Source organism: Promicromonospora sp. NPDC023805 (genome assembly GCF_040639635.1).
In the GTDB taxonomy this organism is placed as follows: Bacteria; Actinomycetota; Actinomycetes; order Actinomycetales; family Cellulomonadaceae; genus Promicromonospora.
Genome location: NZ_JBFAAH010000020.1, coordinates 21142 through 45530, shown reverse-complemented (window position 1 = coordinate 45530; position 24389 = coordinate 21142). Strand labels below are relative to the sequence as shown.

The 24389-nt window shown below is 71.6% G+C and carries 21 protein-coding genes; 8 read left to right on the top strand and 13 right to left on the bottom strand.

From position 1 onward, the window contains the following. Window positions 1–7: 7 nt before the first annotated feature. The gene (locus AB0F70_RS19095) at window positions 8–1807 is read right to left on the bottom strand and encodes a RyR domain-containing protein (protein ID WP_357451601.1); all 1800 of its coding nucleotides are present in this window, start codon (window positions 1805–1807) and stop codon (window positions 8–10) included. Between the two features lie 163 nt (window positions 1808–1970). Here AB0F70_RS19095 and AB0F70_RS19090 point away from each other — a divergent pair, with 163 nt between their 5' ends. Then, window positions 1971–5003 carry a hypothetical protein gene (locus AB0F70_RS19090; RefSeq protein WP_357451598.1) on the top strand — a complete coding sequence of 1011 codons (3033 nt, stop codon included), beginning with the start codon at window positions 1971–1973 and terminating at the stop codon, window positions 5001–5003. A gap of 78 nt (window positions 5004–5081) precedes the next feature. Here AB0F70_RS19090 and AB0F70_RS19085 read toward each other — a convergent pair whose 3' ends face one another. Continuing rightward, the gene (locus tag AB0F70_RS19085) at window positions 5082–5762 is read right to left on the bottom strand and encodes a hypothetical protein (protein ID WP_357451595.1); all 681 of its coding nucleotides are present in this window, start codon (window positions 5760–5762) and stop codon (window positions 5082–5084) included. A 128-nt stretch (window positions 5763–5890) separates the two neighbouring features. Between AB0F70_RS19085 and AB0F70_RS19080 the strand changes: the two genes are divergently transcribed. After that, window positions 5891–8041: an SNF2-related protein gene (locus AB0F70_RS19080; protein ID WP_357451592.1), complete on the top strand. Its 2151-nt coding sequence runs from the start codon at window positions 5891–5893 to the stop codon at window positions 8039–8041. Window positions 8042–8096: 55 nt separating this feature from the next. Beyond that, window positions 8097–9392 (top strand): DUF418 domain-containing protein, encoded by a 1296-nt coding sequence (locus AB0F70_RS19075; RefSeq protein WP_357451590.1) that lies wholly within the window; start codon window positions 8097–8099, stop codon window positions 9390–9392. A gap of 22 nt (window positions 9393–9414) precedes the next feature. Here the strand turns inward: AB0F70_RS19075 and AB0F70_RS19070 are convergent, their stop codons facing one another. After that, complete coding sequence (locus tag AB0F70_RS19070) at window positions 9415–9708, bottom strand: hypothetical protein (RefSeq protein WP_357451588.1); 294 nt, start codon at window positions 9706–9708, stop codon at window positions 9415–9417. A gap of 128 nt (window positions 9709–9836) precedes the next feature. On the opposite strand from AB0F70_RS19070, the gene AB0F70_RS19065 reads away from it, so the two are divergent. Together AB0F70_RS19065 and AB0F70_RS19060 are read left to right on the top strand one after the other, a co-directional pair. Beyond that, the gene (locus AB0F70_RS19065; protein WP_357451586.1) at window positions 9837–11177 is read left to right on the top strand and encodes a hypothetical protein; all 1341 of its coding nucleotides are present in this window, start codon (window positions 9837–9839) and stop codon (window positions 11175–11177) included. A gap of 140 nt (window positions 11178–11317) precedes the next feature. Further along, window positions 11318–12112, top strand: coding sequence for a hypothetical protein (locus AB0F70_RS19060; protein ID WP_357451583.1), 795 nt, complete (start codon window positions 11318–11320; stop codon window positions 12110–12112). Window positions 12113–12122: 10 nt separating this feature from the next. On the opposite strand, the gene AB0F70_RS19055 is transcribed toward AB0F70_RS19060, so the two are convergent. After that, the gene (locus tag AB0F70_RS19055) at window positions 12123–12932 is read right to left on the bottom strand and encodes a class I SAM-dependent methyltransferase (RefSeq protein WP_357451580.1); all 810 of its coding nucleotides are present in this window, start codon (window positions 12930–12932) and stop codon (window positions 12123–12125) included. 248 nt (window positions 12933–13180) lie between these two features. Then, window positions 13181–14479 (bottom strand): MFS transporter, encoded by a 1299-nt coding sequence (locus tag AB0F70_RS19050; protein ID WP_357451577.1) that lies wholly within the window; start codon window positions 14477–14479, stop codon window positions 13181–13183. Between the two features lie 58 nt (window positions 14480–14537). Between AB0F70_RS19050 and AB0F70_RS19045 the strand changes: the two genes are divergently transcribed. Beyond that, entirely contained in the window at window positions 14538–14933 is a 396-nt protein-coding gene (locus AB0F70_RS19045) for a MerR family transcriptional regulator (RefSeq protein ID WP_357451574.1), read from the top strand. Between the two features lie 101 nt (window positions 14934–15034). Here the strand turns inward: AB0F70_RS19045 and AB0F70_RS19040 are convergent, their stop codons facing one another. The 7 genes from AB0F70_RS19040 to rpsB form a co-directional block, all read right to left on the bottom strand. Beyond that, window positions 15035–15577, bottom strand: a complete 543-nt coding sequence (locus AB0F70_RS19040; RefSeq protein WP_357451787.1) for a DivIVA domain-containing protein — start codon at window positions 15575–15577, stop codon at window positions 15035–15037. Between the two features lie 5 nt (window positions 15578–15582). Further along, entirely contained in the window at window positions 15583–16743 is a 1161-nt protein-coding gene (gene rlmN, locus AB0F70_RS19035) for a 23S rRNA (adenine(2503)-C(2))-methyltransferase RlmN (protein ID WP_357451571.1), read from the bottom strand. Then, a complete protein-coding gene (locus AB0F70_RS19030) occupies window positions 16743–17585 on the bottom strand; it encodes a phosphatidate cytidylyltransferase (RefSeq protein WP_357451568.1) in 843 nt (280 codons plus the stop codon). The genes rlmN and AB0F70_RS19030 overlap by 1 nt, the downstream gene beginning before the upstream one ends. Before the next feature lie 50 nt (window positions 17586–17635). Then, entirely contained in the window at window positions 17636–18193 is a 558-nt protein-coding gene (frr, locus tag AB0F70_RS19025) for a ribosome recycling factor (RefSeq protein ID WP_357451565.1), read from the bottom strand. Between the two features lie 133 nt (window positions 18194–18326). Next, the gene (gene pyrH, locus AB0F70_RS19020) at window positions 18327–19046 is read right to left on the bottom strand and encodes a UMP kinase (RefSeq protein ID WP_116677620.1); all 720 of its coding nucleotides are present in this window, start codon (window positions 19044–19046) and stop codon (window positions 18327–18329) included. A 187-nt stretch (window positions 19047–19233) separates the two neighbouring features. Continuing rightward, on the bottom strand, window positions 19234–20073 hold the full coding sequence (tsf, locus tag AB0F70_RS19015; RefSeq protein ID WP_357451562.1) for a translation elongation factor Ts: 840 nt from the start codon (window positions 20071–20073) through the stop codon (window positions 19234–19236). Between the two features lie 105 nt (window positions 20074–20178). Continuing rightward, window positions 20179–21198 carry a 30S ribosomal protein S2 gene (rpsB, locus tag AB0F70_RS19010; RefSeq protein WP_357451559.1) on the bottom strand — a complete coding sequence of 340 codons (1020 nt, stop codon included), beginning with the start codon at window positions 21196–21198 and terminating at the stop codon, window positions 20179–20181. A 445-nt stretch (window positions 21199–21643) separates the two neighbouring features. Between rpsB and AB0F70_RS19005 the strand changes: the two genes are divergently transcribed. Beyond that, window positions 21644–22273 carry a M23 family metallopeptidase gene (locus tag AB0F70_RS19005; RefSeq protein ID WP_357451556.1) on the top strand — a complete coding sequence of 210 codons (630 nt, stop codon included), beginning with the start codon at window positions 21644–21646 and terminating at the stop codon, window positions 22271–22273. A gap of 37 nt (window positions 22274–22310) precedes the next feature. On the opposite strand, the gene AB0F70_RS19000 is transcribed toward AB0F70_RS19005, so the two are convergent. After that, window positions 22311–23219, bottom strand: a complete 909-nt coding sequence (locus tag AB0F70_RS19000; protein WP_357451784.1) for a tyrosine recombinase XerC — start codon at window positions 23217–23219, stop codon at window positions 22311–22313. A 160-nt stretch (window positions 23220–23379) separates the two neighbouring features. Here AB0F70_RS19000 and AB0F70_RS18995 point away from each other — a divergent pair, with 160 nt between their 5' ends. Beyond that, window positions 23380–24336 carry an NADPH:quinone oxidoreductase family protein gene (locus AB0F70_RS18995; RefSeq protein ID WP_357451553.1) on the top strand — a complete coding sequence of 319 codons (957 nt, stop codon included), beginning with the start codon at window positions 23380–23382 and terminating at the stop codon, window positions 24334–24336. Window positions 24337–24389: the final 53 nt, after the last annotated feature.

The window sequence follows — 24389 nt, the reverse complement described above, 5'->3', positions numbered from 1 at the left end:
CATCCTGTCAGTCCTCGGCGGCCTGCTCGGCACGGCCGCGGCCGAACATCCGCCAGCCCTTGACCACGCCGCGGGGGTCCGGGGCGGGCTCGCCGGCGGCCTCCCAGCCGGCGTCGTCGGCGAGCGGGACCACGTGGAGGCCGAAGTCCGCGAGGATCACCGGGATCGCGCGGATGGCGGCGCGGTCCTTCTCGCGGTCCGCCTCCGACAGCTCGGCCCAGGGGCGCAGGTCCGGGTGCAGACGCCGGGCGTCGTCCCGCTGCGGCCCGTAGGTCCAGCCGGCGGCGGTCTTCTCGGCCATCCACCGCTCGTGCTCGTCGACGGCGCGGGCGTCGACCACGGGTTCGGGGATCCGGCCGTGCTCGCCGTCGCCTGCGGGTGCGACGGTGCAGCCCATCTGGCGGAGCCGGTCCGGGATGGCGCGCACCTGGGCCCGGTTCGCCGCTCGGAGGTCGTCGGACAGGTCGACCCACGAGACCATCGCCGGGGTGCTCTCCCAGGCCACGCCGCGGGAGCGCTGGTTGCGCAGGTAGGTCAGGTGGGCGGAGACGGCCATCAGGTCGTAGACGTCGTCGTGCACGAGCACGCCGGGCGCGGTCGCCCTGCGCAGCAGCGTGCCCGGTTCGACGACGTCGAGCCGCCCGCCGAGGTCGTCGAGGATCGCGCCGTCGTGGGTGCCGAACAGGCCTCCGAGGCCCGCGAGGCGGTTGAGGCGGAGCACGACGGCGCCCTCGCCGGCGCGCCAGAGGTCGCTGTCCCGCAGCGCGTGCCGGAGCGCGTCCACGTCGTCGTCATGGCACACGTAGACCCGCTGGGGCGTGCCGATCGCGCGTACCTCGGCGAACGTCTCGACCGGGACGAGCCTGCAGGCCGCCCGCACGCTGGGCCAGCGTGCCCGCAACGCCTGCGCGGCGGCGCGCGCACCGGGGCCGACAAGGGTCACGGTGAGCGGTTCGCCGCCGGACGCGATCTCGACGCTCCGCAGCCGCGCGAATGCGACGACGAGCGCCCTGCCGAACGTGCCGTGCCCGACCACCGAGATGTGCGGCGCGGCGCCGCGGGCGACGGTCCGGTCACGCCGGGCGAGGGACCGGGCGACGAGCTCGCCGAGCGTGAAGAAGTCCACGCCGGGCTGCGGATGGCTCAGGTGCCGGGCCTGCAGGGCCAGCGCGAACTCGGGGTCGCTGACGTGCGCGTTCAGCCGCAGACCGGGCAGGTCGGGATACCGGTCCGCGCGGTTGGCCACGGCCACGGTGAGGACGTTGACGCCGGGCTCGTCAGCCTCGGCCTCGCAGGCGTAGAGGACGGCGGCCCCAGCCACCCCGGCGTTGCGCAGCGAGTCGGCATCGCCCGCCGTGGTCCGCGCGACGGGCGCGCCCCGGGCCGCGAGCGCCTCGGCGATGAGGTCGGCGACCGGCGTGCGCCCGACGACCACCGCGTGCCCCCGCATCCGGCGGGTGCGCATGAGCACGAACTGGTCGGCGAACAGGGAGCGCACCGCCTCGAACACGGCGTAGCCGGTGGCGACCGGGGCGAGGAACCGTGCGGCCTGGAGCTGCCAGGGCAGGTCGCCGCCGTCGTTCGTGGCCTCCGCGCCGAGCACGAAGAGCTGGACGGAGTAGTAGACGACGTCCCACCCGGTGGTGCCCCAGACGAAGTCCGGGGAGGTCCGGTAGATGGAGAAGCCCCACAGGCCCAGTGCGAAGGCCACGCCGAACAGCGCGGTGAAGCCCGCACGCACCCACGACCGGCGCACGCGCAGCCGACTGGGTCCGTCGCTCGGGACGACCAGCTCCGGTGTCGCCATCTCATGCCTTCCTCACCCTGTGCCGCCCGGCCCGGGACCGGTCCCGGGCCGCGCATTTCACCATAAAGGTGACTAGCGTCATGACCAGCGGCGACACTACACACCGGGGACTCATTTCTCCCGGTCCGCGACATTCGCCGAGGAAAGGCTGTGGGGGGCAAGGATGACCGACCGGAGAGGCCGCTTCCTTCGCACCAAACGCGCGCGCCCCGCGCCCCGCACCGACGGGTACGACGCCTTCCTGTCCTACAGCCGCGACTCCGACGGCGAGTTCGCCCCCGCGTTCCACTCGCAGCTCCTCGACTTCGACGACCGCGACGACGTCCGCGACCTGCGCATCTTCCTGGACCGGACCGGCCTGGCGAACAACCCCAGCCTCTGGGGCTCCATCAAGCACAAGCTGGAGCACTCCGACTACCTCATCCTGCTCGCCTCCGAGGGTGCCGCGAGCTCCCACTTCGTGGCCGAGGAGGTGGCCTGGTGGCTCGAGCACCGGGAGCCCGAGACCCTCCTGGTCGCGGTGACCAGCGGCAAGATCGTCTGGGACCGGTCAGCGAACAAGATAGACAAGATCAGCACCACCGCGTTGCCCGCGCCGCTCGCCGAGCGGATCGACAGCGAACCCAAGTGGACCGACCTGACCCGGCTGCGCCAGCGGCGCAGGTTCTGGCGGCGCCACCCGGACCGGGCGACGGCGCTCGCAGAGCTCGTCGCCCCGCTGCGCGGCCCGGACGTCAGCACCGAGGAGATCCTCAGCGCTCACATCGCTCGCCAGGGCTCGACCAACCTGTGGAGCCGCCTCGCGATCGCGGGCCTGCTCGTCATGCTCGCCGTGACCGGCGTCGCGTTCGGATACGCCCTGCGGGAGGCGTCCCGGGCGAACGAGGCGGTGAACGCCAACGCCGCCCACCTGCTCGGCGCGACGTCGCACGTGGTGCACCAGGACGATCCCGCGGTGGCGCAGCTGCTCGCGGTGGAGGCGGTCGAACGCCTCCGGGACGGGCAGACCCGCACCGCGCTGTTCAACGCGGTGACGGCGAACGAGCCCGCCGACCCGTACCTGCTGCGAACCGTCGACGTACCGGAGGAGACGGAGCTCGCCGACGTCGCACCGACCGGCACGGGCATCGTCGGGCGTACCGACAGGGGTGACCTCGTGCGCTGGAACCCGGACGACGGCGAACCCGCCGTCCTGCGCGGTGACCGCACGCCGTTCGGCACGGTGACCGGATCCGGGCGGGCCGGCCCCTTCGTCGCCGGGAGCGCGGACGGCACTGTCGTCGCCGCGGTGGACGACCTCGGCGTGACCGTGGGCCGCTTCGGACCCCTCCCCGAGGGCAGCACGAGCCGCCAGACGCACCTCGACCTGCCGGGCGCGACGGCGGTGGCCATCACCCCGGAGGGCGACACGCTCCTCATCGCGTGGCACGACGCCACCAGCGGCAGGAACCGGATCGGCAGCATCAACCTCGCGGGTCGCGACCTGGCTGTCCTGGAGTCGGACGCCGGTTCCCGGCGGCCGCACGAGCAGCGCCTGGCGTTCAGCGGCAAGGTGGAGACGGAGCTGGCGGTCACGTCCCTCGCCGTCGGCTCCAGTCGCACCCTTGCGGTGGCCGACGCCGCGGCGGACACCCTCGAGGTCCGCAGCGTCGACACCTTGGAGCTGACCCACGCCGGCCCCGTAGACCTGCCCGACGGCGCGGTCCCGTCCCCCTCGCTGAACGACTGGGCGACGCTGCACTCCGACGAGAACGGCACGACGGTCACCGTGCACCACTGGGCCGACGGCTCAGTACGTTCGGCGGACTGCCCGGTGCCCCGCGTCTGGTCCGACCCGCAGGTGGTCGCGATGGACGACGCGACCACGCGGGCGCTGATCGCCACCGACCGCGGGCTCGTCGCGTGCGAGATCGCCGGGGACGCCGACCTGCGGCGGACCTGGCACCTGTCCGGCGTCCAGCGGACCGGCCCGCCGGTCCTGGTCGGGACCGACCGGGTCGCGGCGGCGTCGGACGGCCGGATCGCGCTGTGGTCCACCGCCGACGCCCACGGTGACGTGCCGCTGCCGGACTCGGCGGGTGCGGCGGCGACCGCGGCGGCAGCGGCGGACGCCGGAGATCCGGGCGCGGACGAGGGCCCGGCCGGCCCGACCGCGGTCCTCGCCACGTACCGGGACGAGTCGACGGGGCCGGCGAGCACCGCGGCGTCCTGGTCGGACGGCACCGTGACCATCCACGGGCGCGGGACCGTGACGCTGCCCGCCGACAGCCCGGACGCCGGCCGGCCGCTGCTGCCCGTCTGGCTAGACCGGGACAGCCTCCTGCTCGTCACCCCGGAGGGCGACGCCTACCGGACCGGTGGTGGCACCACCGCCGGCTACGAGGCGGGGTTCCGCGACCTGGTCGCGCCGGGCCTCGACGGGGGCGACCCGGCCTGCGCGACCGTCGTCAGCGCCCAGCGCACACGCGACGACATCCTGCTGGTCGACGCGTGCTCCGGGCTGCACCTGCTCGACGCCGGACTCCAGGAGCGCGCCGTCCACGTGCCGGGCCCCCTGGGCACCACACCGCGGCTCGAACCCGGATGGACGGCGCCCGGCCGGGTCGCCGTCGCCGACGACGGGGGCGAGGTGGCCGTCGCGCCGCGCGACTTCTCGCTACGGGTGGCCGACCTCGACGCCGCGGCCCGGGGCGAGACGGATGTGTGGACGGTGCGCGGCAGCAGCGTGGCGCAGGTGCACATGATCGGCGGCACCGACGGGGCGGACCTGCCGGACCAGCTGGTCACGCTGGGCCTGGACGCGGCGGTGCGCCTGCGTCCGGTCACCGGCTCCGGCGGTCCCGAGGCGCTCGACCTCGCCGGCACCTACGGCGACGTCATGGCGGTGCTGCCCGGGCCGAACCTCGTGGCGCGCAACCGGGGCCCGGCACTGGCGTTCTTCGACATCGAGACCGGCCAGAAGATGGGTGAGCTCGCCACCAGCCTGTACTCACCGGGCGGCAAGGTGGCGCCGGGTGCCGTGCACGCGGCCGACGGACAGCTCCTCGTGGTCCAGGACCACGGTGTCACGACCGGCTGGACCTTCTCGGACGACCAGATGATCGCCCGGGCGTGCGCCATGGCGGGCCGCACCCCCACGCCGAAAGACATGCCGGACGGCGTCACCCTGGCGCCCAACCCGGCCTGCTCGGCCTGAGCCCCCGTTGAGTGCTGGATATTCGCCCCTCCATGACGCACAAGGGGGCGAATGTCCAGCACTCAACGAGGTGTGCGGTCAGGACTCTAGGCGTTTCGCCTCGGTCTCCGTCTCGTCCGCCTCTTCGTCGCGGCCTTCCTTGCGCAGCACGCTGGTGAGCGAGCGCATGGAGGCGGCGGCGTCCGACTTCGCGAGGTCCGAGGACGTCCCGCGCAGCTTGCCCCACAGGTTCATCGCCTCCTCGGCGACCTCCAGCACCTGCGAGCGCTCCTTGCCACCGATCGTCGACGTCGTGAACGTCTCCAGCGCGTGCTCGAGCACCGCGCGCTGCTTGGTCGGGTCGTCGTCGTCCAGGCTCTTGTACAGCTGGACGGCCTCGCCGACGAGCTTCGTCGTCGGCTTGTCCTGCTCCTTCGCCGCGGCCTGGCTGCCGAACGACAGCAGCGCCACGGCGATCTTCGACACGGTGCTGCCGGTCTCGCCGGGCAGCTTCTCCGCGCCCGAGACCACCAGATCGTGCAGCCTGGCGGCCGTGCGGGTCTCGAGGTTGTCCTCGCGCTCCGGTGCGTCTTCCTGCTCCGGGGCCTGCTCCGGTGCCTTGACCTGCTCAGACCCGGCGACCTGCTCCGGGGCCTTGCCACTCTCGGTACCACTCTCGACGGCGACCGGCGCCACCTGCGGCGTCACCTCGGCCGTCGTCTCCCCTGCTGCGGTGACCTGCGCCGCCTGTGCCTGCTGCGGCAGTGCTTCCGTGCTCACTCGTTCCTCCTGTCCACGGTGCGACGAAACTACCAGAACGGGCGTTCAGTCCCGGTATGCACCGCAACAGGGCACGACGGCGTGTGCGGGTACCTCCCAGCGGCACGCACCCAGTACCGTCAGCCGCCATGGAGACCTGGTCACGCGCCGCTTCCCGCGAGCTGCTCGAGGAAGCCCGCACCCGGCACGCCCTGGGCGCGGACACGCTGACCGAGCGCGGTGCGGCCCCCGAACGGGTGCGCGTCGCGTACCGCGCCGCCCGGGACGCCCGGGTGCTGGCGGAGCTGGCAGAGGTGCCCGTCGACCGGATCCGCGAGGTGAGCACCGGACGCGTGCGGGTGGGGCTCGTCGAGGCGGCAGGATTCCGGACCGTGGCCCAGGTGCTGGGCGCCGACGACGAGGAGCTCGACGCGATCGCCGGCGTCGGGCCCAAGACCGCACGCCTGTTGCGCGAGGCCGCCCAGCAGATCTTCGACGCCGTCGACGACGCGCTCACCTTCCGGATCGAGGCCGACCCCGCCGACCCGCTCGCGACCGACCTGGTGCGCGCGCTGCACACGCACGAGCAGGTCGCCCGGTTCTTCGACGCCTGGGGCGAGCGGCTCGACGTCGACATCCCGCGGCTGGCCCGCCTGGCGGAGGTGGGGGCCCTGCGCGGCACCCTCGTCAAGCGGTTCTTCGCCGGCCGCGAGCGCACCGCCGCGGCCGACTCCGCACTGACCGCGCTCCGCGAGACGGTGGACGGGCTCGACAACTCGGGCGTCACAGATGCCCTGCGCCGGCTGGACCGCACGCTGACGGGCACGTCGGACGCGGAGGTGTGGCGGGACTACGAGGCCCGCGCCGCCGCCTACTACACGGCACTCGGTGAGCTCGTGGACCTCGGCGTCGACGTCGAGGCAGCGGAGGGCTACCTGCCTGAGGACGTCGTCGACCAGGTATCGGCCCAGGACCTGGACACCTCGCTCCTGACCGTCTCCCTGCGCGGGTACCAGGCCTTCGGCGCGCGGTACGCGCTGGTGCAGCGGCGCACGATCCTCGGTGACGAGATGGGGCTCGGCAAGACGGTCCAGGCCATCGCCGTGATGGCGCACCTGGCCGCGCGCGGCCGCCGGCACTTCCTCGTGATCTGCCCGGCGAGCGTCGCGGCGAACTGGGCCCGCGAGGTCGCCGCCCACTCCCGTCTCACGGCCCGGGTGCTGCAGGGCGACGAACGCGACGCCGGCATCCGCGACTGGATCGCCGACGGCGGCGTCGGCATCGTCACGTTCCCGCAGCTCGGGCACCTGCGCGCCGCCGGGCTGCCCCGGCCCGCGCTGCTCGTGGTGGACGAGGCGCACTACGTGAAGAACCCCGCCGCGCAGCGCTCGGAGCGGACGGCGGCCTGGTCCGACGCCGCCGAGCGCGTGCTGTTCATGTCGGGTACCCCCATGGAGAACACCGTCGACGAGTTCCGCAGCCTCGTGCGGTACCTCAAGCCCGACGTCGCCGACTCGATAGACCCCGCGGCGGGCCTGGCGGGCGCCGCGGCGTTCCGCCGGTCGGTCTCCACGGTGTACCTGCGGCGCAACCAGGAGGACGTGCTCACCGAGCTGCCCGAGCTGGTCCAGGTGGACGAGTGGGAGCGGTTCGGCAAGCACGACGGCGCCGCCTACCGGCGGGCGGTGCTGAAGCGTTCGTTCGCGGACATGCGCCGGGCGGCGTTCGTCCAGGCCCCCGAGCCGACGGCGAAGCTCGTGCGGCTGCGCGAGATCGTCGCCGAGGCGATGGACAACAACCGCAAGGTGGTCGTCTTCTCGTTCTTCCGCGACGTGATCGAGACGGTGCTGGCCGAGCTGGGCCCGCTCGCGGTCGGTCCCATCACGGGGTCCGTCCCCGCCCGACGGCGGCAGGAGCTGGTCGACGAGTTCACCCAGGCGCAGGAGCCGAAGGTGCTGGTGAGCCAGATCGAGGCGGGCGGCGTCGGGCTCAACATCCAGGCCGCCTCGGTGGTGATCCTGTGCGAGCCGCAGGTCAAGCCGACCGTCGAGGCGCAGGCCATCGCGCGGGCGCACCGGATGGGTCAGGTCCGCACAGTGCAGGTGCACCGGCTGCTGATCGAGAACAGCGTGGACGAGCGGCTCCTGGAGATCCTCGGCACCAAGGCCGAGCTGTTCGCCGAGTACGCGGGCCGCTCGACGGTGGCCGTGGCGCCCGGTGCCACCGACGTCGCCGATGCCGAGCTCGCGCGGCGCATCGTCGAGGAGGAGCGGGCCCGGCTGGTCGAGCCGGCGGCGTAGCCTCGAAAGCTCTCTTTTGCTCGCGGTCAGGCCCCCGGCCTGCTGAGATGTACCCATGTCCACCACTGCCCTGACCCGGGGCCCTGTCCAGGCCGCCGAGCGTTCGCCCGCGCCGGACCTCGCGCGCGGCTTCATGCTCCTGCTGATCGCCGTCGCCAACACGCCCTTCTACCTGTGGGGCAGCGAGATCGGCATCGCGTCGTCGCACCCGGTCGACGGGTCGGCGCTCGACAAGGCGGCCGCCTTCCTGATCATCGTCCTCGTGGACCTGCGGACCTACCCCATGTTCGCGTTCCTGTTCGGCTACGGCATGATGCAGCTCTACAACCGCCAGGTGTCATCGGGCACGTCGGAGGTCGCCGCCCGCAAGCTCCTGCAGAAGCGCAACTGGCTGCTGCTCGCGTTCGGGTTCGTGCACGCGGCGCTGCTGTGGATGGGCGACGTGCTCGGCGCGTACGGCGTGGCCGGCCTGCTCATGGTGTGGCTCTTCTTCGGGGTCAAGGACCGCACCCTGCTCGTGTGGACGTGGGTGTTCGGCGGCCTGCTGGCGATCGCCACGGCCTTCGCGGTGGCGGGCGCGTGGTTCGTCGCGCAGCTCCCGGCGGACGCCGCCATGGCCCAGGGCATCGTCACGGACTTCGCCCCGACGGGCGAGGGGATGACGGCGACGTCGTACCTCGCCTCGATCGGCGAGCGGCTGACGTTCTGGGGCGCCGGCACCGTCGCCCAGGGCGTGTTCATGCTCGTGGTCCCGATGATGCTCCTGCTCGCGTTCTGGGCCGGCCGGCGCCGCATCCTGGAGAACCCGGGTGAGCACCTGCCGCTGCTGCGCCGGGTGGCAGTGGTCGGCATCGCCATCGGCTGGCTCGGTCCGCTGCCGGCCGCGCTCGACCACATCGGCGTCCTGGGGGTGCCCGACCACGCCGCCTGGGTCTTCTACCCCGTGCAGATCCTGACCGGCTTCTTCGGCGGCCTGGGCTACGTCGCCCTGTTCGGCCTCATCGGCCACCGCGTCGCCCTGCGCCGCAGCGGCGCGCCGTCGAACAACCTGTTCGCCACCGACGGACCGTTCGCCGGTGCCGTCCAGGCGGTGGGCAAGCGGTCGCTCACGTCCTACCTACTGCAGTCGGTGCTGTGCGCGCCGATCCTCGCCGCGTGGGGCCTCGGGCTCGGCGAGCACCTCAGCTCGTGGAGCATGCTGCTGTTCGCCGTGGCCGTCTGGGCGCTGACCGTGGCGTTCGCCGTCTGGCAGGAGCGCACGGGGCGGCGCGGGCCGGCCGAGGTGGCGCTGCGCCGGCTGGTCTACGGCCGGCCGGCGCAGCGTCCGGCGCCGGTTCAGCCAGGAGCCTGACCCGCGGACCGAACCCGGAACCTCAGGCCGGGAACGAGTCGACGGCGTCGTCCTCGCCGTCGCCGTCGATGTCCACGGAGATCGTCTGCGTCCCGCCGGCGGTCTCCACCACGACGTCGGGCCGCCCGTCACCGTCGGTGTCGTGCAGCTCGACGTCGGGGACGCCGTCGGCGTCATAGTCCTCGAACTGGGCGTCGACGACACCGTCGCCGTCGGTGTCGGCCACCTCGACGTCGGCTATGCCGTCGCCGTCGAGGTCGAACTTGCCGGGCTTGTCGGCCAGGAACTCGGACACGTCGTTCTCCTTGCTCGTCATCACTCTGGGGTACTTCCCCGATCATGCACCACCGGACGGGCTGCCCGGGCACCGGCCGACGGCCCACGTCCCAAGATTTCTCCTTCTTCACCGCGCGGGTGAAATAGCAAGACGCTTAGATTCAGCACATGCTCAACCAGGTACGCAGGACCCGACGCCGTACCGCGGTGCCGACCGCCAAGACCTGCGCCGTCTTGATCGCCTCCGCTCTGATCGCCTCGGGCCTGGTCACCTCGGGGACCGCCGTCGCGACGGCCACTCCCGGCACCGGCTCAGGGCCGGACGCCGTCGGGCAGGCCTGGTCCGTCGACCTCGCGAGCCGCACCGACGACGACGCCGGGGTGCGCCACTCCGGCGGCGCGCTCCGCCTGGACGCCACCGGCACGTCCGGCAGCTCCACTGTCTCCGACGACGGCAGGGCCGACGGCGGCAGCGTGCACCAGGAGACGTCCGGCCAGCTGATCGCGGAGCCGACGGTCCTCGACTCCCCCGCGAGCGTCATCACCGCCGACGTCGACGCCACGGCCCCGGCAGGCACCTCCGTGCTGGTCGACGTCCGCGGCCGGCTCACCGACCAGGGCCCCGACTCCTGGACGGAGTGGGTGCCCGCGGGCTCCCCGCTCCCCGCGCCCGCCGAGACGGTCCAGGCGCGCGTCACGCTCGTCGGCGATGGCGGCACCGACCCGGCCGTGCGGGAGGTGACGCTCACGCCCGAGGCCCGCCGGTCGCAGTCGCTGCAGGAGGCGGAGAGCGAGGCCGCGCCGGCGGGCAGCGAGGACTCGTACAAGGTGTTCGCCACCCGCGAGGGCCTGGTGGGCGGGACCACCGCGAACGGCCACGTCATCACCTCGAGGGACCACTTCGTCGCGCTGCCGTCCCGGCGCGGGCTGTCGTCGAAGGACTCGGGCAGCTACTCGGTGCGGGTCTGCGCCGAGAGCACCGGGCGCTGCGCGTACGCCCCGGTCTGGGACGTCGGGCCGTGGAACACCACCGACGACTACTGGAACGAGGGTGAGACGCGTCAGTCCTGGTCCGACCTGCCCAAGGGCCGGCCGCAGGCGCAGGCCGCCTACCAGGACAGCTACAACGACGGGCGCGACGGGTTCGGCCGCCAGGTCGCCAACCCCGCGGGTATCGACCTCGGGGACGGCACCTTCTGGGACGCCCTCGGACTCACGGACAACGGCTGGACGACCGTCACCTACCTCTGGACCGGGTCCGGACCCAAGGGGGTCGTCAGGACCCAGGGCGGTCCGCTCACCGTGCGCTCGGGACCAGGCACGGACAACGCCGCCGTCGGACAGGCCGGCAACCACGCGAACGTGGTGATCGAGTGCACCGCCCGCGGCACCAGCATCACGGGGACCTACGGCACCACCGACCTCTGGAACCGCATCGGGCCGGACAACTGGGTCTCGGACGCCTACGTCTCCACGGGCTCCTCAAGCGGGGCGGCCCGCACCTGCTGACGACGTCACCGCCTCAGCCATCGACCATCATCAGGTCTATCCATTGCGTAAAATTTACCGGTATATTACTTCAGATGGCGACTGCTCCAGAAGTAGGTGAGATGTCCTCCTAGAAGGCGCCATCTCGGAGGTGCGTTGCCATGGAACGCTTGACTCGCGGTGGCCTGCTCCTTGTCGCAGTCGGTTCAGTCGCCAACCTCTTGCTCGCCTTCGTCCCGAACCTCCTGGACGACAGGATCACAACGGCGCTCGTCGTCACGATGTCGCTCTTGCTCGTCGGCCTGGGCACCGCATTCGCCCTACGTTTGTTCCGGGACGGGATCGCGCGCGCAGAGCTCCAGCGCCTGCGGGGCATCTCCAAGATCGGCCATGCCCGAAAGGGAACCGACCAGTTCACCGACATCTTCCAGAAGGCGGACCAGACCATCGTCTGCTGTGGCGTCGGGATGACCAAGATCTCGCGCTCACCCCGCGTGGTGGAGCAGGCCGTCGCTCGTGGCGTCCAGGTCCACTTCGTCATGCCTGAGCCCCGGTGGCTCCGGCGGGACCGGACGGGGCGTCGCCTCACAGGCTGGTACTACGGACACACACGATTCGACGTCCTGGTGCTCGAGTCCCACTCGGCACTCACCAACCTCGCCGACAACCTCAACGCGCGGTTCGGAGCAGGCTCCGTCACCATCCACACGCACCGCATGTTCATGCCAGTCAGCCTGACGGTCGCCGATCCCGGCACCCGAAGGGCTGTCGGCATCATCGAGCACCACTACTTCGGCGGCGCGCCGGATGCCCGGTTCTGGCTGGAAGCCAAGCACTACGAGTCCGACAACGGGAACCCCGCGATCCTCGAGATCGTCGTGGCCGCCATCTCGCAGCTCGCCGGGCACGACTTCACCGGAGGGACCGCGGCAGGCACCACGCAGCGAGCCGCATGACACCCACCGCTCAACCGACCGGGACCAGCTCGTCCGATCGCGTCGGTTCCGGAACGCCAGGGTCGGTTGCGGGTACCGGGAGCAACGCTCCCTGCCGGGTTGCCACGACGTCGACCCATCGCTTTCCCGGGACGTGCGTGTCGCTAAAGATCGGCATGGCATCAGCGGGCGTCAAACTGTCGAGCTCAACCGGAGCGCCATACCCCGGCCACGACCACGGGGTGAGGCCGCCCGCACGGATCCGGTCGATGAACTGCGCCGGCGTGTACCGCGTGCGATAGCGACGCATGAGTGTCCCGTCACGCTCGCCCCGCATCGCGTCCTTGAGCGCGAGCGCCTCCTGGCCGTCGGGTTCGGCCGTCGTGGTCAGGTAGGCGATCCCCTCTTCGTTCAGCAGTTCGGCCATCTTGCGGATCGCGAGCACGTCGACGGGTCGTGGCAGGCAATGAACGAAGGCGACGCCCAGGATCAGGTCGAACTGCTCGGAGGCGAAGTCGTGCTCGATGAAGCTCCCCCGCACGGCACGACTCTGCGCATCGGATCCATATACCTGGCGCAGGCGCGCACGCGTACGCTCGACCATCTCGTCGGCGATGTCGATCGCCCACACATCGAATCCCTCGTGTGCCAGGTGCCCCGCGAAGCTGCCGATTCCAGACCCGACGTCGAGCACCCGCACGTCAGACCTCTTGCGGCCAGCGAGCTCGACATGGCGCATGACTGGTTCCAGCCACCGGGCGGCCCAGCTGTCCCTCCTCCGCGCCGCATCGATCTCGTAACTCAACGCGAAGCGGTTGTAGGCCGCACGCTGGCGCGCCATGACGTTCCAGTACAGGAACTCGGAGGGTAGCGGTGCGGCGCCCCTCGCGGCCCACCACCCAACGTCAGTACTCACTCCGCTACGTCTCCACCCAGGTGTGCGGTCGGTCATCGGACGGCTGCTCCAGCCGGACGAACAGGTCTTGTCCGTGCCGCACCAAGCCTAGTCACATGTCGGTGAGTCGGCGCTCGGCAGGAGCCCCTCAACATGTGCCAGTCGTTATGTACCAGTCGTTCGCCCGGGCTCCATCACGCACGGCGGAGCGACAGGGCCAGGCCTACTGCCGCCGCGGCGACCACCAGTGCCGCCAGCAGTGGCAGCGCCGTCACACCCGCGCCGGCCACCACGAGTGACGCGAGTGCGGCGCCGACCGCGATCCCGCCGTTGAACAGCACAGGGATCAGCGCGCCGGCGAACGAGCGTCGCTCGGGCCCGGCCAGCCGCAGGATCAGTGTCTGGGCGACGGGCGGCATGCCGCCCGATACGACTCCCCACGCCACGACGACGGCGATGCCCACCGCCGGATGCGCGTCGACGACGCCCAGTGCCGCCACGGTCAGCGCGGTCGCGGCGACGCTCACGACCAGCGCGGGCGCGGTCCGGTTGCCGAACCGGCCCGCCAGTGCGACTCCCACCGCCGAGGCGAGCCCGAACACCAGCAGCAGCGCGCTCATCCCGCCGGGCAGCGCCTCGGCCGGTGCCTCCGTCAGACGCGTGATGTAGGTGTAGGCGCCGTAGTGGCCGACCAGCACCAGCGCGACGAGCCCCGTCACCAACAGGAGCGGGCCCATGCCGCGTCGGGGCGCCTGGGCGCGCGGGCCGGGCTCCGCACCGTCCACCGTCGCACCCGGCGGGACCTCCGGGGCGGCCGGGACCGCCGCACGCGCGACGACCAGTCGGACCGCGACGGCCCCCAGGACGCCGAGGACCGCGAGAGCCCCGAAGGCGGCCCGCCAGCCGGCGGCGTCGGCGACGAGCCTGGCGATCGGGGTGCCCACGACCATCCCCAGGGTCGCCCCGCCCAGCACCACGGCGACGGCGCGCCCGAGCAGGCGGTCGGAGACCAGGTCGGCGACGTGCGCGTTGGTGGTGGCCCACAACAGCCCGACCGCCGCCGCGCCCAGGATCCGCGCGCCGACCGCCAGCTGGAACGTCGGCGCGAGGGCGGTGAGGGCCGACGAGAGCGCGAGCACTGCCAGCCCGCCGGTGATCACGGCGCGGCGGTCCCTGCCGCGCGTCAGTCGCACCAGCGGGAAGCTGAGCACGACCACGACTGCCGCCCAGACCGATACCAGCATGCCGGTGCTCGACTCGGCGACACCGAGGCCCGTGCTCATCTGCTCGAGCACGGCTGTCGGCAGCATCTCGGCGGTGACCATGAGGAGGTTCCCGGCGCCCAGCACGAGCAGGGACGGCCAGGGCAGGACGTCGGTGGGGCCGGTCGGGGAACCCGCGTCCGGCGGGCCGTCGAGGGCCGGCTGGACGGTTGGTGCCGTGCCTGTTGTCGTGCCTGTTGTTGTGCCTGTTGTTGTGCCTGTTGTCTCCATGTCGGCAACGCTAAAGTTTGACACTGGTGTCAATGTCAAGCCCTACCCGGAGGCAAACATGAAGATCGGTGAGCTCGCCGCCCGGACGGGCGTGACCACCCGCCTGATCAGGTACTACGAGCAGCAGGACCTGCTCGAGGCGGACCGTGCGCCGAACGGCTACCGCACCTATACCGAGAGCCACGTGGAGCGGGTGTCCCGCGTGGCGGGCCTGGTCCAGGCCGGCATACCGACGCGGCTGGTCAAGGTGCTGCTCGACGCCGAGCTCGCCGCGGCCCGTGACGAGCCGACGTGCCCGCGCGAGGTGGCCGAGCAGCTGGCCACGGAGCTGGTCGGCGTCCAGGCGCGCATCGACTGTCTCACCCGGAGCCGGGACTCGATCCGCTCGTTCCTGAAGGCGACCCAGAACGAGGTGCTGCTCCGCGAAGCAGCAGAGCCGGCACTGACCTCCTGACCGAGAGGCAGGCTGGAGCCGACGAGAACGGGGTCGTGTTCCGCTGGAAGCCCAGCGGGAACACAACCCCGTTCTCGTCAACCGGTCCAGGGACCGGAGAGTCACTCGACGCCGAGCAGGACCTCCACCGCACGGCTCAGGAACGCGTCCACCGAGGCCTCGTCGTAGGCGTCCGTGCCGCGCGCGCGCCCGAACGTCGCCGACCGGATGTCGCCAGCCGTCAGCGGCTCCTGCCGGTCGAAGTACCCGATGAGCCGGTCGCACAGGTCGTCGACGTCGTCCTTGTCGTAACCCTGGGAGCCGCGGTCGGCGGGGGCGAACTTCTCGCCGTCGGGCCGACCCAGCCGCCCGTAGAGCGAACGCGCACGCTCGGCGAGCGCGTTCATCCAGGCCTGCTGGCCGTGCGCCGCCGCGTACTCCGCACGCTGCCGGGCGATGAACGCGGCCTCGAGCCGGTCGAGCGCCGCGTCGACCTCATGGGTGTTGTACCCACCACGGGTCAGGTCGAACGTGGACGCCTGGATGTCGGCACTCGTCAGCCGGTCCGCGGTACGTCCCTCGTACGCCTGCCGTGCGTGCTCGAAGAACTCGTCGACCTCGTCCTTGTCGTACCCGGTGCGCATCGCGGGAACGCTGTTGAACATCCCACTCACTCGTCGTCCTCCTCAGCCGCAAGCTGCCCGCAGGCCCCGTCGATATCGCTCCCGCGGGTATCACGGATCGTGGTCGGGATCCCGTGACCGCGCAATCGTGCCACAAACTCGTCCTCGACATCCCGGTCGCTCGCGGTCCAGATCGAACCCGGCGTCGGGTTGAGCGGGATCGGGTTCACGTGCACCCAGCCGCGCCCGCGGGCGTTGAGCTTCTCGCCCAGCAGGTCTGCCCGCCAGCCGTGGTCGTTCATGTCCTTGATCAGCGCGTACTCGATGGACACGCGACGCCCAGTCACCTCGAAGTAGTTCCGCGCGGTGTCGAGCGTCTCGTCGACGCTCCAGCGGGTGTTGATCGGCACCAGCTCGGAGCGCAGGTCGTCGTCCGGCGCGTGCAGCGAGAGGGCGAGCGTCACCGGGATGCCCTCCTTGGTGAGCTTCTGCATCGCGGGGACCAGGCCCACCGTGGAGACCGTGATGTTGCGGGCCGACATGCCGAAGCCCTCGGGCTGCGGCGCGACCAGCGTCCGCACCGTCTCGATCACTGCCTTGTAGTTGGCCAGCGGCTCGCCCATACCCATGAACACCAGGTTGTTCAGCCGGGTGACGCCGCCGGGGATCTCGCCATCGGCCAGCGAGCGGAACGCCGCGCGGACCTGCTCGAGGATCTCCGCCGTCGAGAGGTTCCGGGTCAGGCCGAGCTGGCCCGTCGCGCAGAACGGGCACGCCATGCCGCAGCCCGCCTGGCTGGAGACGCACAGCGTGGTGCGCTTCGGGTAGCGCATCAGTACCGACTCGACCTTGGCCTCGTCGAACAGGTGCCACAGCGTCTTGACGGTGGTGCCGCCGTCGGCCTCCAGCTTGCGCGTGGGGCGCATCAGCTGCGGGAACATCGTGGCCGCCAGGGCTTCCCGTGACTTCGCCGGGAGATCCGTCATCTGCGCGGCGTCACCCGTGTAGTGCGTGAAGTAGTGCGTGGCGAGCTGCTTGGCGCGGAACGCCGGCTCGCCCGCCTCCACGACGGAGGCGACCCGCTCCTCGGGAGTGAGGTCGGCGAAGTGCCTCGGCGGCTTGCCGCGGCGCTTCGGGGCCATCTGCAGCGGGATCGCCGGCGTCTCGTCCGAAGGACGCACGACGGGCTGGGCAAGAGGAGTTTTCATCAGGCAACCACCGAGAGCACGAGATAGACGAAGGGCGCTGTGATGATCATCGAGTCGAGGCGATCCAGCACGCCCCCGTGCCCCGGGAGCAATGAGCCCATGTCCTTCAATTCTAGGTCACGCTTGAGCAGAGATTCAGCGAGATCGCCCACAGTCGCAGTGATTGCGGTCATGACGCCGAGCGCTATCCCGAGGACCGGGCTCTCCCCGAGCCCGTAGACGGCTCCGAGCACGCCCACCGCGGTGGCCAGCACTATCGAGCCGGCCAGGCCCTCCCACGACTTCTTGGGGCTCACCGTCGGCGCGAGCGGATGCCTGCCCAGCGTGGCACCGGCGATGTAGCCGCCCGTGTCGTTGGCGACCGCCAGGAGGATGAACAGCACCACCCGGATCTCGCCGTCGGGCTGCGCCAGCATGAGGACGACGAACCCCGCCAGGAACGGGACGTAGGCGGCGGCGAAGACCGACGCGGCGGAGTCCCGGACGGCGCTGAGGCCGGACCCGTCGAGCGCGCGCCACACCACGGCCGCGGCGACCGTCAGCACGAAGGCCACGAACAGCGCCTCCCCGCCGCCGCGGTACGCGGAGATGATCATGCCTGCGGCACCCACGAGCAGGGGCACCATCGGCAGACGCAGGTTACGGCGCGCGAACGCCTGGCGCAGCTCCCACAGTCCGGCCCACATCAGGAGGACCACGAAGAGGACGAACGGCTCCGGTCGCCAGTACAGCGACGCGGCGACGATACCGAGCAGGCCGAGGCCGACCAGTATCGCGGCGGGCAGGTTACGGCCTGCGCGCGACTTCTTCGGGGCCGGTACGGGCTCGGACTCTGGGCTCACGGCGGTGTGCGCATTGTCGCGCTCTGATCTGTCTCGAGGCGGTGCGGACATCAGACCTCGAGCAGCTCGCTCTCCTTGCTGGAGAGCAGCTGGTCGATGACCTCGACGTGGCTCTTGGTGAGCTTGTCCAGCTCCTTCTCGGCGCGCGTGACCTCGTCCTCGCCGGCCTCGCCGTCCTTGACGACGCGGTCCAGCTCGTCCTTGGCCTTGCGGCGGATGTTGCGCACCGAGACGCGCGCTTCCTCGGCCTTGGTCTTGGCGAGCTTCACGTAGTCGCGGCGACGCTCCTCGGTGAGCGAGGGCAGGACCACGCGGACGACGTTGCCGTCGGTCGCCGGGTTCACGCCCAGGTCGGAGTCGCGCAGCGCCTTCTCGACGGCGGGCAGCGAGCTCTTGTCGAACGGCGCGACCATCACGGTGCGGGCGTCCGGGATGTTGAACGACGCCAGCTGCTGCAGCGGCGTCGGCGCGCCGTAGTAGTCGACGGTGATCTTGCTGAACATCCCCGCGTTGGCGCGACCGGTACGGATACCGGCGAAGTCTTCCTTCGCGACCTCGATCGCCTTCTCCATCTTTTCCTCGGCCTCGAGGAGGGTCTCGTCGATCACCACTGCTCCTTCATTCGTCTACGGGTGGTGCCGGGGCCACTCTACGGACACTTTGCCCGGCTACCGAAAGGATCGCGCGTTTCCCGGAGCCCGGGTCGCGCTGGGTTCAACGCGAGCTGATCCGCGCAGGTGATCAGCGCGAGGTGATCAGCGTCCCGATGGGCTCGCCCGCCAGGGCGCGGGTCACGTTGCCCTCGCCCTCCATGCCGAACACCCGCATCTGCACATTGTTGTCGCGGCACATGGCCAGCGCGGTGTCGTCCATGACGCCGAGCCGGTTCACGAGCGCGTCCGTGTACGTGAGGTGGTCGAGCTTCTTGGCGTCGGGGTTGCGGCGCGGGTCGGAGTCGTAGACGCCGTCGACGCCGTTCTTGCCCATGACCACCTGCTCGCAGCCCGTCTCCAGAGCACGCTGCACCGCCACGGTGTCGGTGGAGAAGTACGGCATGCCGGCACCCGCGCCGAAGATCACGACGCGACCCTTCTCCAGGTGCCTGATCGCGCGCAGCGGGATGTACGGCTCCGCGACCTGACCCATGGTGATGGCGGTCTGCACGCGCGTCTTGACGCCTGCCTGCTCCAGGAAGTCCTGGAGGGCGAGGCAATTCATGACAGTGCCGAGCATGCCCATGTAGTCGGCGCGGGCGCGGTCCATGCCCGCCACGCTCAGCTCGGCACCGCGGAAGAAGTTCCCGCCGCCGACGACTATGGCGACCTGGATGCCGTCGCGTACCGCCACGCCGATCTCCTTGGCCATGCGCCGGACGACGACGGCGTCGAGCCCTACGCTGCCGCCGCCGAATGCCTCGCCCGACAGCTTCAGGAGCACACGCCGGGCGGGCTTGCCCTCCATGTCCACCGCGAAGTTTTGAGTCGCCTCGTCGCTCACTGGTCCGTCACCCTTCGGTCATCACTACCGGGAAGCTGGCTCGTGCCCCTGACGGAGCCCGGAGTGCGCGCCGGTCCCCGTCAGGGGTACCGACCCGCCTATGCGTCGGCCCGGCCCGCGCCGAAGCGCGGACCGGGCCGACCAAGCTGCGTCAGGAACCGACGCGGAAACGCACGAACGCGGACACGGAGCCGTTCGCGGCGGCAACGTGCTTGCCGACGGTGGTCTTCGAGTCCTTGGCCAGCGGCTGGTCGACGAGCACGACCTCCTTGAAGAAGCCGTTCAGGCGACCCTCGACGATCTTGGGCAGCGCGGCCTCCGGCTTGCCCTCGTTCTTCGAGGTCTCCAGAGCGATCGCACGCTCCTTCTCGACGACGTCCGCCGGGACGTCCTCGCGCGTGAGGTACTTCGGGGCCAGCGCAGCGATGTGCTGCGCGACGTCCTTGGCGACCGAAGCGCCGGCCTCGTCGGTGACGACGAGGACACCGATCGACGGCGGCAGGTCCTTGGCCGTCTTGTGCAGGTAGGTCGTGACCTTCGGGCCCTCGACGCGCGCGACACGACGCAGGACGATCTTCTCGCCCAGCGTGGCGCCCTGAGCGGCGATGAGGTCGGCGACGGTGCCCTCGGCGGACGGGGCGGCGGAAGCCGCTACCTCGTCCGAGGCGCCGGCGGCGGCCACTGCCTCGAGAACGGCCTCGGCCAGCGCGATGAACTTCTCGTTCTTCACGACGAAGTCGGTCTCGGCGTTCAGCTCGATCATCGTGGCGACCTGGCCGGCAGCGGTGTCCTCCACCTTGACGGCCACGAGGCCCTCGGAGGCGGTGTTGCCCTCACGCTTGGCGGCGCGGGCGAGACCCTTGGTGCGGATGATCTCGATGGCCTTCTCGGCGTCGCCGTCGGCGGTGTCGAGTGCCTTCTTGACGTCGAGCATGCCGGCGCCGGTCCGCTCACGCAGCGCCTTGATGTCAGCGGCGGTGTAGTTCGCCATTGTTCTGGTCCTCCGTGCAGTCGTGTTGTTCGTGGGAGGTCGTAAGACCCGAGAAACGGTGCGCTGACCGGGTCCGGACGAACCGGACCCGGTCAGCGCAGCACGTCACTTCTCGGTCGAGGCCTCTGCCTCGGCGGCGGGCTCGGCGACCTCGGGGGCGACCTCGACGGCCTCCGCAGCGGTCTCGACGGGCTCGGCGACCTCGGGGGCAGCGGCCGGAACGACCTCGGCTGCCTCAGCGGCCTCGACGACCTCGGCCGGAGCGGCCGGGGTGGCGGCCTCAGCGGCCTCGGCGGACGCCGCGGCAACGGTGCCCTCGGCGGTCTCCGCCGGGGTCTCGACGGTGCCCTCGGAACCGGCGAGGAGCTCGCGCTCCCACTCGGCGAGGGGCTCGGCGGCGACCTCGGCCTCGGCACCGGTCTTGTTACCACCGGAGTGACGCTGCATGAGGCCCTCGGCGGCGGCGTCCGCGATCACGCGGGTGAGCAGCGTGACGGAGCGGATCGCGTCGTCGTTGCCCGGGATCGCGTAGTCGACCATGTCGGGGTCGCAGTTGGTGTCGAGGATCGCGACGACGGGGATGCCCAGCTTGCGGGCCTCGTTCACCGCGAGGTGCTCCTTGTTCGTGTCGACGATCCAGACGGCCGAGGGGACCTTGGCCATCTCACGGATACCGCCGAGCGTGCGCGCGAGCTTGTCCTTCTCGCGGCGCAGGACCAGGAGCTCCTTCTTCGTGAGGCCCGAGGCCGCCACGTCGTCGAAGTCGATCTCCTCGAGCTCCTTCATCCGCTGAAGGCGCTTGTGCACGGTGGTGAAGTTCGTGAGCATGCCACCGAGCCAGCGGTGGTTCACGTAGGGCATCCCGACGCGGGCAGCCTGCTCGGCCACCGGCTCCTGTGCCTGCTTCTTGGTGCCGACGAAGAGGATCGAGCCGCCGTGGGCGACCGTCTCCTTGACGAAGTCGTAGGCGGTGTCGATGAAGCCCAGCGACTGCTGGAGGTCGACGATGTAGATGCCGTTGCGCTCCGTGAAGATGAAGCGCTTCATCTTCGGGTTCCAACGGCGGGTCTGGTGTCCGAAGTGGACACCGCTCTCGAGGAGCTGGCGCATGGACACGACGGCCATGACACGTCCTTTCGGCGCGGCCCGAGATCGACCCGGGTCCTCCGCACACATTTCAGGCGGCACAGGACTGAGAGCCCTGACCGCGGTTTGGGTTGGATCGGCACCACATAGCTTCGGTGCCCCTGGCGTCACGTCGTGCCCGACGCCGACCCTGTGGGCCGGACCGCTGCCGGACGCGACTTGATGTGACGCGCGTTGTCGATCGAGTGCTCCCCCTGCCGGGCCAACAGTCAGCCAGGCTGTCCGTCTGCCGGATCGGGAGTGCATGCCGGTCGCGGGTGGAAGTCTACCCGACCAGCCCTTGCAATGAGGACCCGGTCGCGGAGACCCTCGCCACGAAGATAACGGGCGGTGAGCGCGACCACAGGCAGGCCCCGCGCTCACCTGTGCACAGGCGGCAGTCCTCTGGCTCCCGGAGGTGCCGACGCCGGTTGATGCTCGCGGCATGAGACAACTTTTTGCTCCCGCCGGCCGCCACGCCCCCGGCCGGCTCGCCACGACGCTCCTGACCGTGCTGCTCACCGTCGTGCTCGTCGCACTCTCCGCTGCAGTGCCCGCCGCCGCGCTCCGCTCGGGCCCAGACGTCGGGCTGCTGACGGGCGTCGACACCGGCGAGCCTGCGGCCGGCGCTACCGGATACGTGGCGCCCGTCGCCGGGGTGGACCCGCCGTCCGGGGTGGTCCACCCGTTCGACGCACCCGAGCACGAGTGGGGAGCCGGACACCGCGGTGTGGACCTGGTCGCGTCCGAGGGCGCGGGCGTGCGCTCCCCCGGGCCCGGCGTGGTGACGTTCGCGGGACAGGTCGCACGGCGCGGGGTCGTCGTCGTCACGCATCCGGACGGGCTGCGCACCAGCCTGGAGCCGGTCACGGTCTCCGTGCCGGTAGGGACCGCCGTCGCCGCGGGGTCGGTGATCGGTGTGGTGGAGAGCGGCCGAGCAGACGGCGGAGGCACGACGGCGAACCACTGTGCGCCACGGTCCTGCGTGCACTGGGGCGTGCGGCGGGGTGAGCGCTACATCGACCCCTTGTCCCTGCTGGACAGACCGCAGATCGTGCTGCTGCCCGACCGCTGACCACCCGCCCGGGGACGCAGGTCCAGAAGAAGGATGGTCAGGCGCGCGGGAACGCCTGCGCATAGACGCTGCGCAGCCGCTCCGCGTCCACGTGGGTGTAGCGCTGCGTGGTCGCGAGGTTCGCGTGGCCCAGCACCTCCTGCACAGCGCGGAGGTCCGAGCCGCCCTGCAGCAGGTGGGTGGCGGCCGAGTGCCGGAGCGCGTGCGGCGCCACGTCGTCGACCCCGGCCTGGGCCGCGAGGCGGTGCACCGCCTCGCGCACCTGGCGCTGGCCCCAGCGCCCGCCGCGCTCCCCCACGAGCAGGGCGTCACCGGTCGTGGCCGTCACGAGCTCGGGCCGGCCGTCGGTCAGCCAGGCCTCCACGGCGCGCGCCGCCGGGATGCCGAACGGCACCACCCGCTCCTTGCCACCCTTGCCGAGCACACGCACGAGCCGGTCCCGGGAGTCCACGTGGACGACGTCGACGGACACCAGCTCGCCCACGCGGATGCCCGCGCCGTACAGGAGCTCGGCGGCGACCCACGACCGCAGGGCCGCCGGCCGGTTCGCCTCGTCGGCTTCGTCCGCCGCGGCCCGGGCGCCGTCGAGCAGGCGGCCCGCCGCGTCCACGTCGAGCACGGTGGGCAGGGTGCGCGGCACCTTGGGGCTCGCGAGGCGTGCCGACGGGTCCACGGGGATCAGACCCGAACGATGCGCCCAGCGTAGGAACGCGCGGGCGGAGGCGCCCCGGCGCGCGAGCGTGGAGCGGGCGAGCCCGCGTTCGGACTGGGACGCGAGCCAGCCGCGCAGGAGCGTGAGGTCGATGGCGTCGAGCCGCGTGCTGCCGTGCCGCATCGCGTACCGGAGCAGGTCTGTCACGTCCGCCACGTAGGCGCGACGCGTATGGGCGGAGTGCCCGCGCTGCGCGTCGAGGTAGCTGCCGAACCGGGACACGGCGTCGGACATGTGCTCGGGTAGCCGAGGCAAGCCGGACAGGTCGGTAAGGTCCACGTTTGCCAGTGTGCAGCTCCCGTCCCGTGCGCGGAAGCAGGCGCGCCGCCTTTTTCGCCCGGGCCCACGAGGTCTGCGAGTATGGCTGGTCCGACGAGCACAGGAGGACGCAAAGATGCGTGCTGTACAGGTGACCGAGTTCGGCGGGCCCGAGGTGCTGCATGCCGCCGAGGTACCCGAACCGACGGCAGGGCCGGGACAGGTGCTGATCGATGTCACGCGGATCGGCCTGAACTACGCCGACACGCACCAGGTGGAGAACTCGTACCAGACACCGACCAGGCTGCCGTTCGTCCCCGGCGGCGAGGTGGTCGGGCGCACGCCCGACGGCAAGCGGGTCGTCGCGCTCCTGACCGGCGGCGGCGGATACGCCGAGCGTGCGGTCGCCGAGGAGGCGATGACCTTCCCCGTGCCCGACGGCGTGGACGACCTCACGGCGCTCTCCATGCTGGTGCAGGGCACCACCGCCTGGATCCTGCTGCGCAAGAACGCCCACCTCGAGCCCGGCGAGTCGGTGGTCGTGCACGCGGCGGCCGGCGGCGTCGGCACGATAGCCGTGCAGCTGGCCAAGGCCTGGGGTGCCGGCCGGGTCGTCGCGACGGCGAGCAGCGACGAGAAGCGCGCCCTGGCCCTCGAGCTCGGCGCCGACGTCGCCGTGGACTCCCGCGCGGACGACATGACCGCGACCCTCATCGACGCCAACGGGCGCCGCGTGGACATAGTGCTCGACATGGTCGGTGGGTCCACCACCGACCAGAGCATCGCGGCGCTCGCCCCCTTCGGCAGGCTGGTCTTCTACGGCATGGCGGGACGCACGCCACCGAAGCCGATCGAGCTGCGCAACCTGCTCGGCCACAGCACCACCGTGGCGGGCATGTGGCTCCCCCACGTGTTCCGGCTGCCCGGCGACCTCTACGGCACCGCACTGACCGAGCTGTTCGACCTCGCGCAGGCCGGCGGACTCCGCGCCGTGGCGGGCGGCGAGTACGCCCTGTCCGACGCCCGCGCGGCGCACGAGGCCCTGCGGTCGCGGGGCACCGTGGGCAAGCTGCTGCTCGACCCGACCCGCTGAGCCCGCCGCCCCGCCCTGCCCCGTGCGCCGGTCCGGCGACCGGCCCGGCGCAC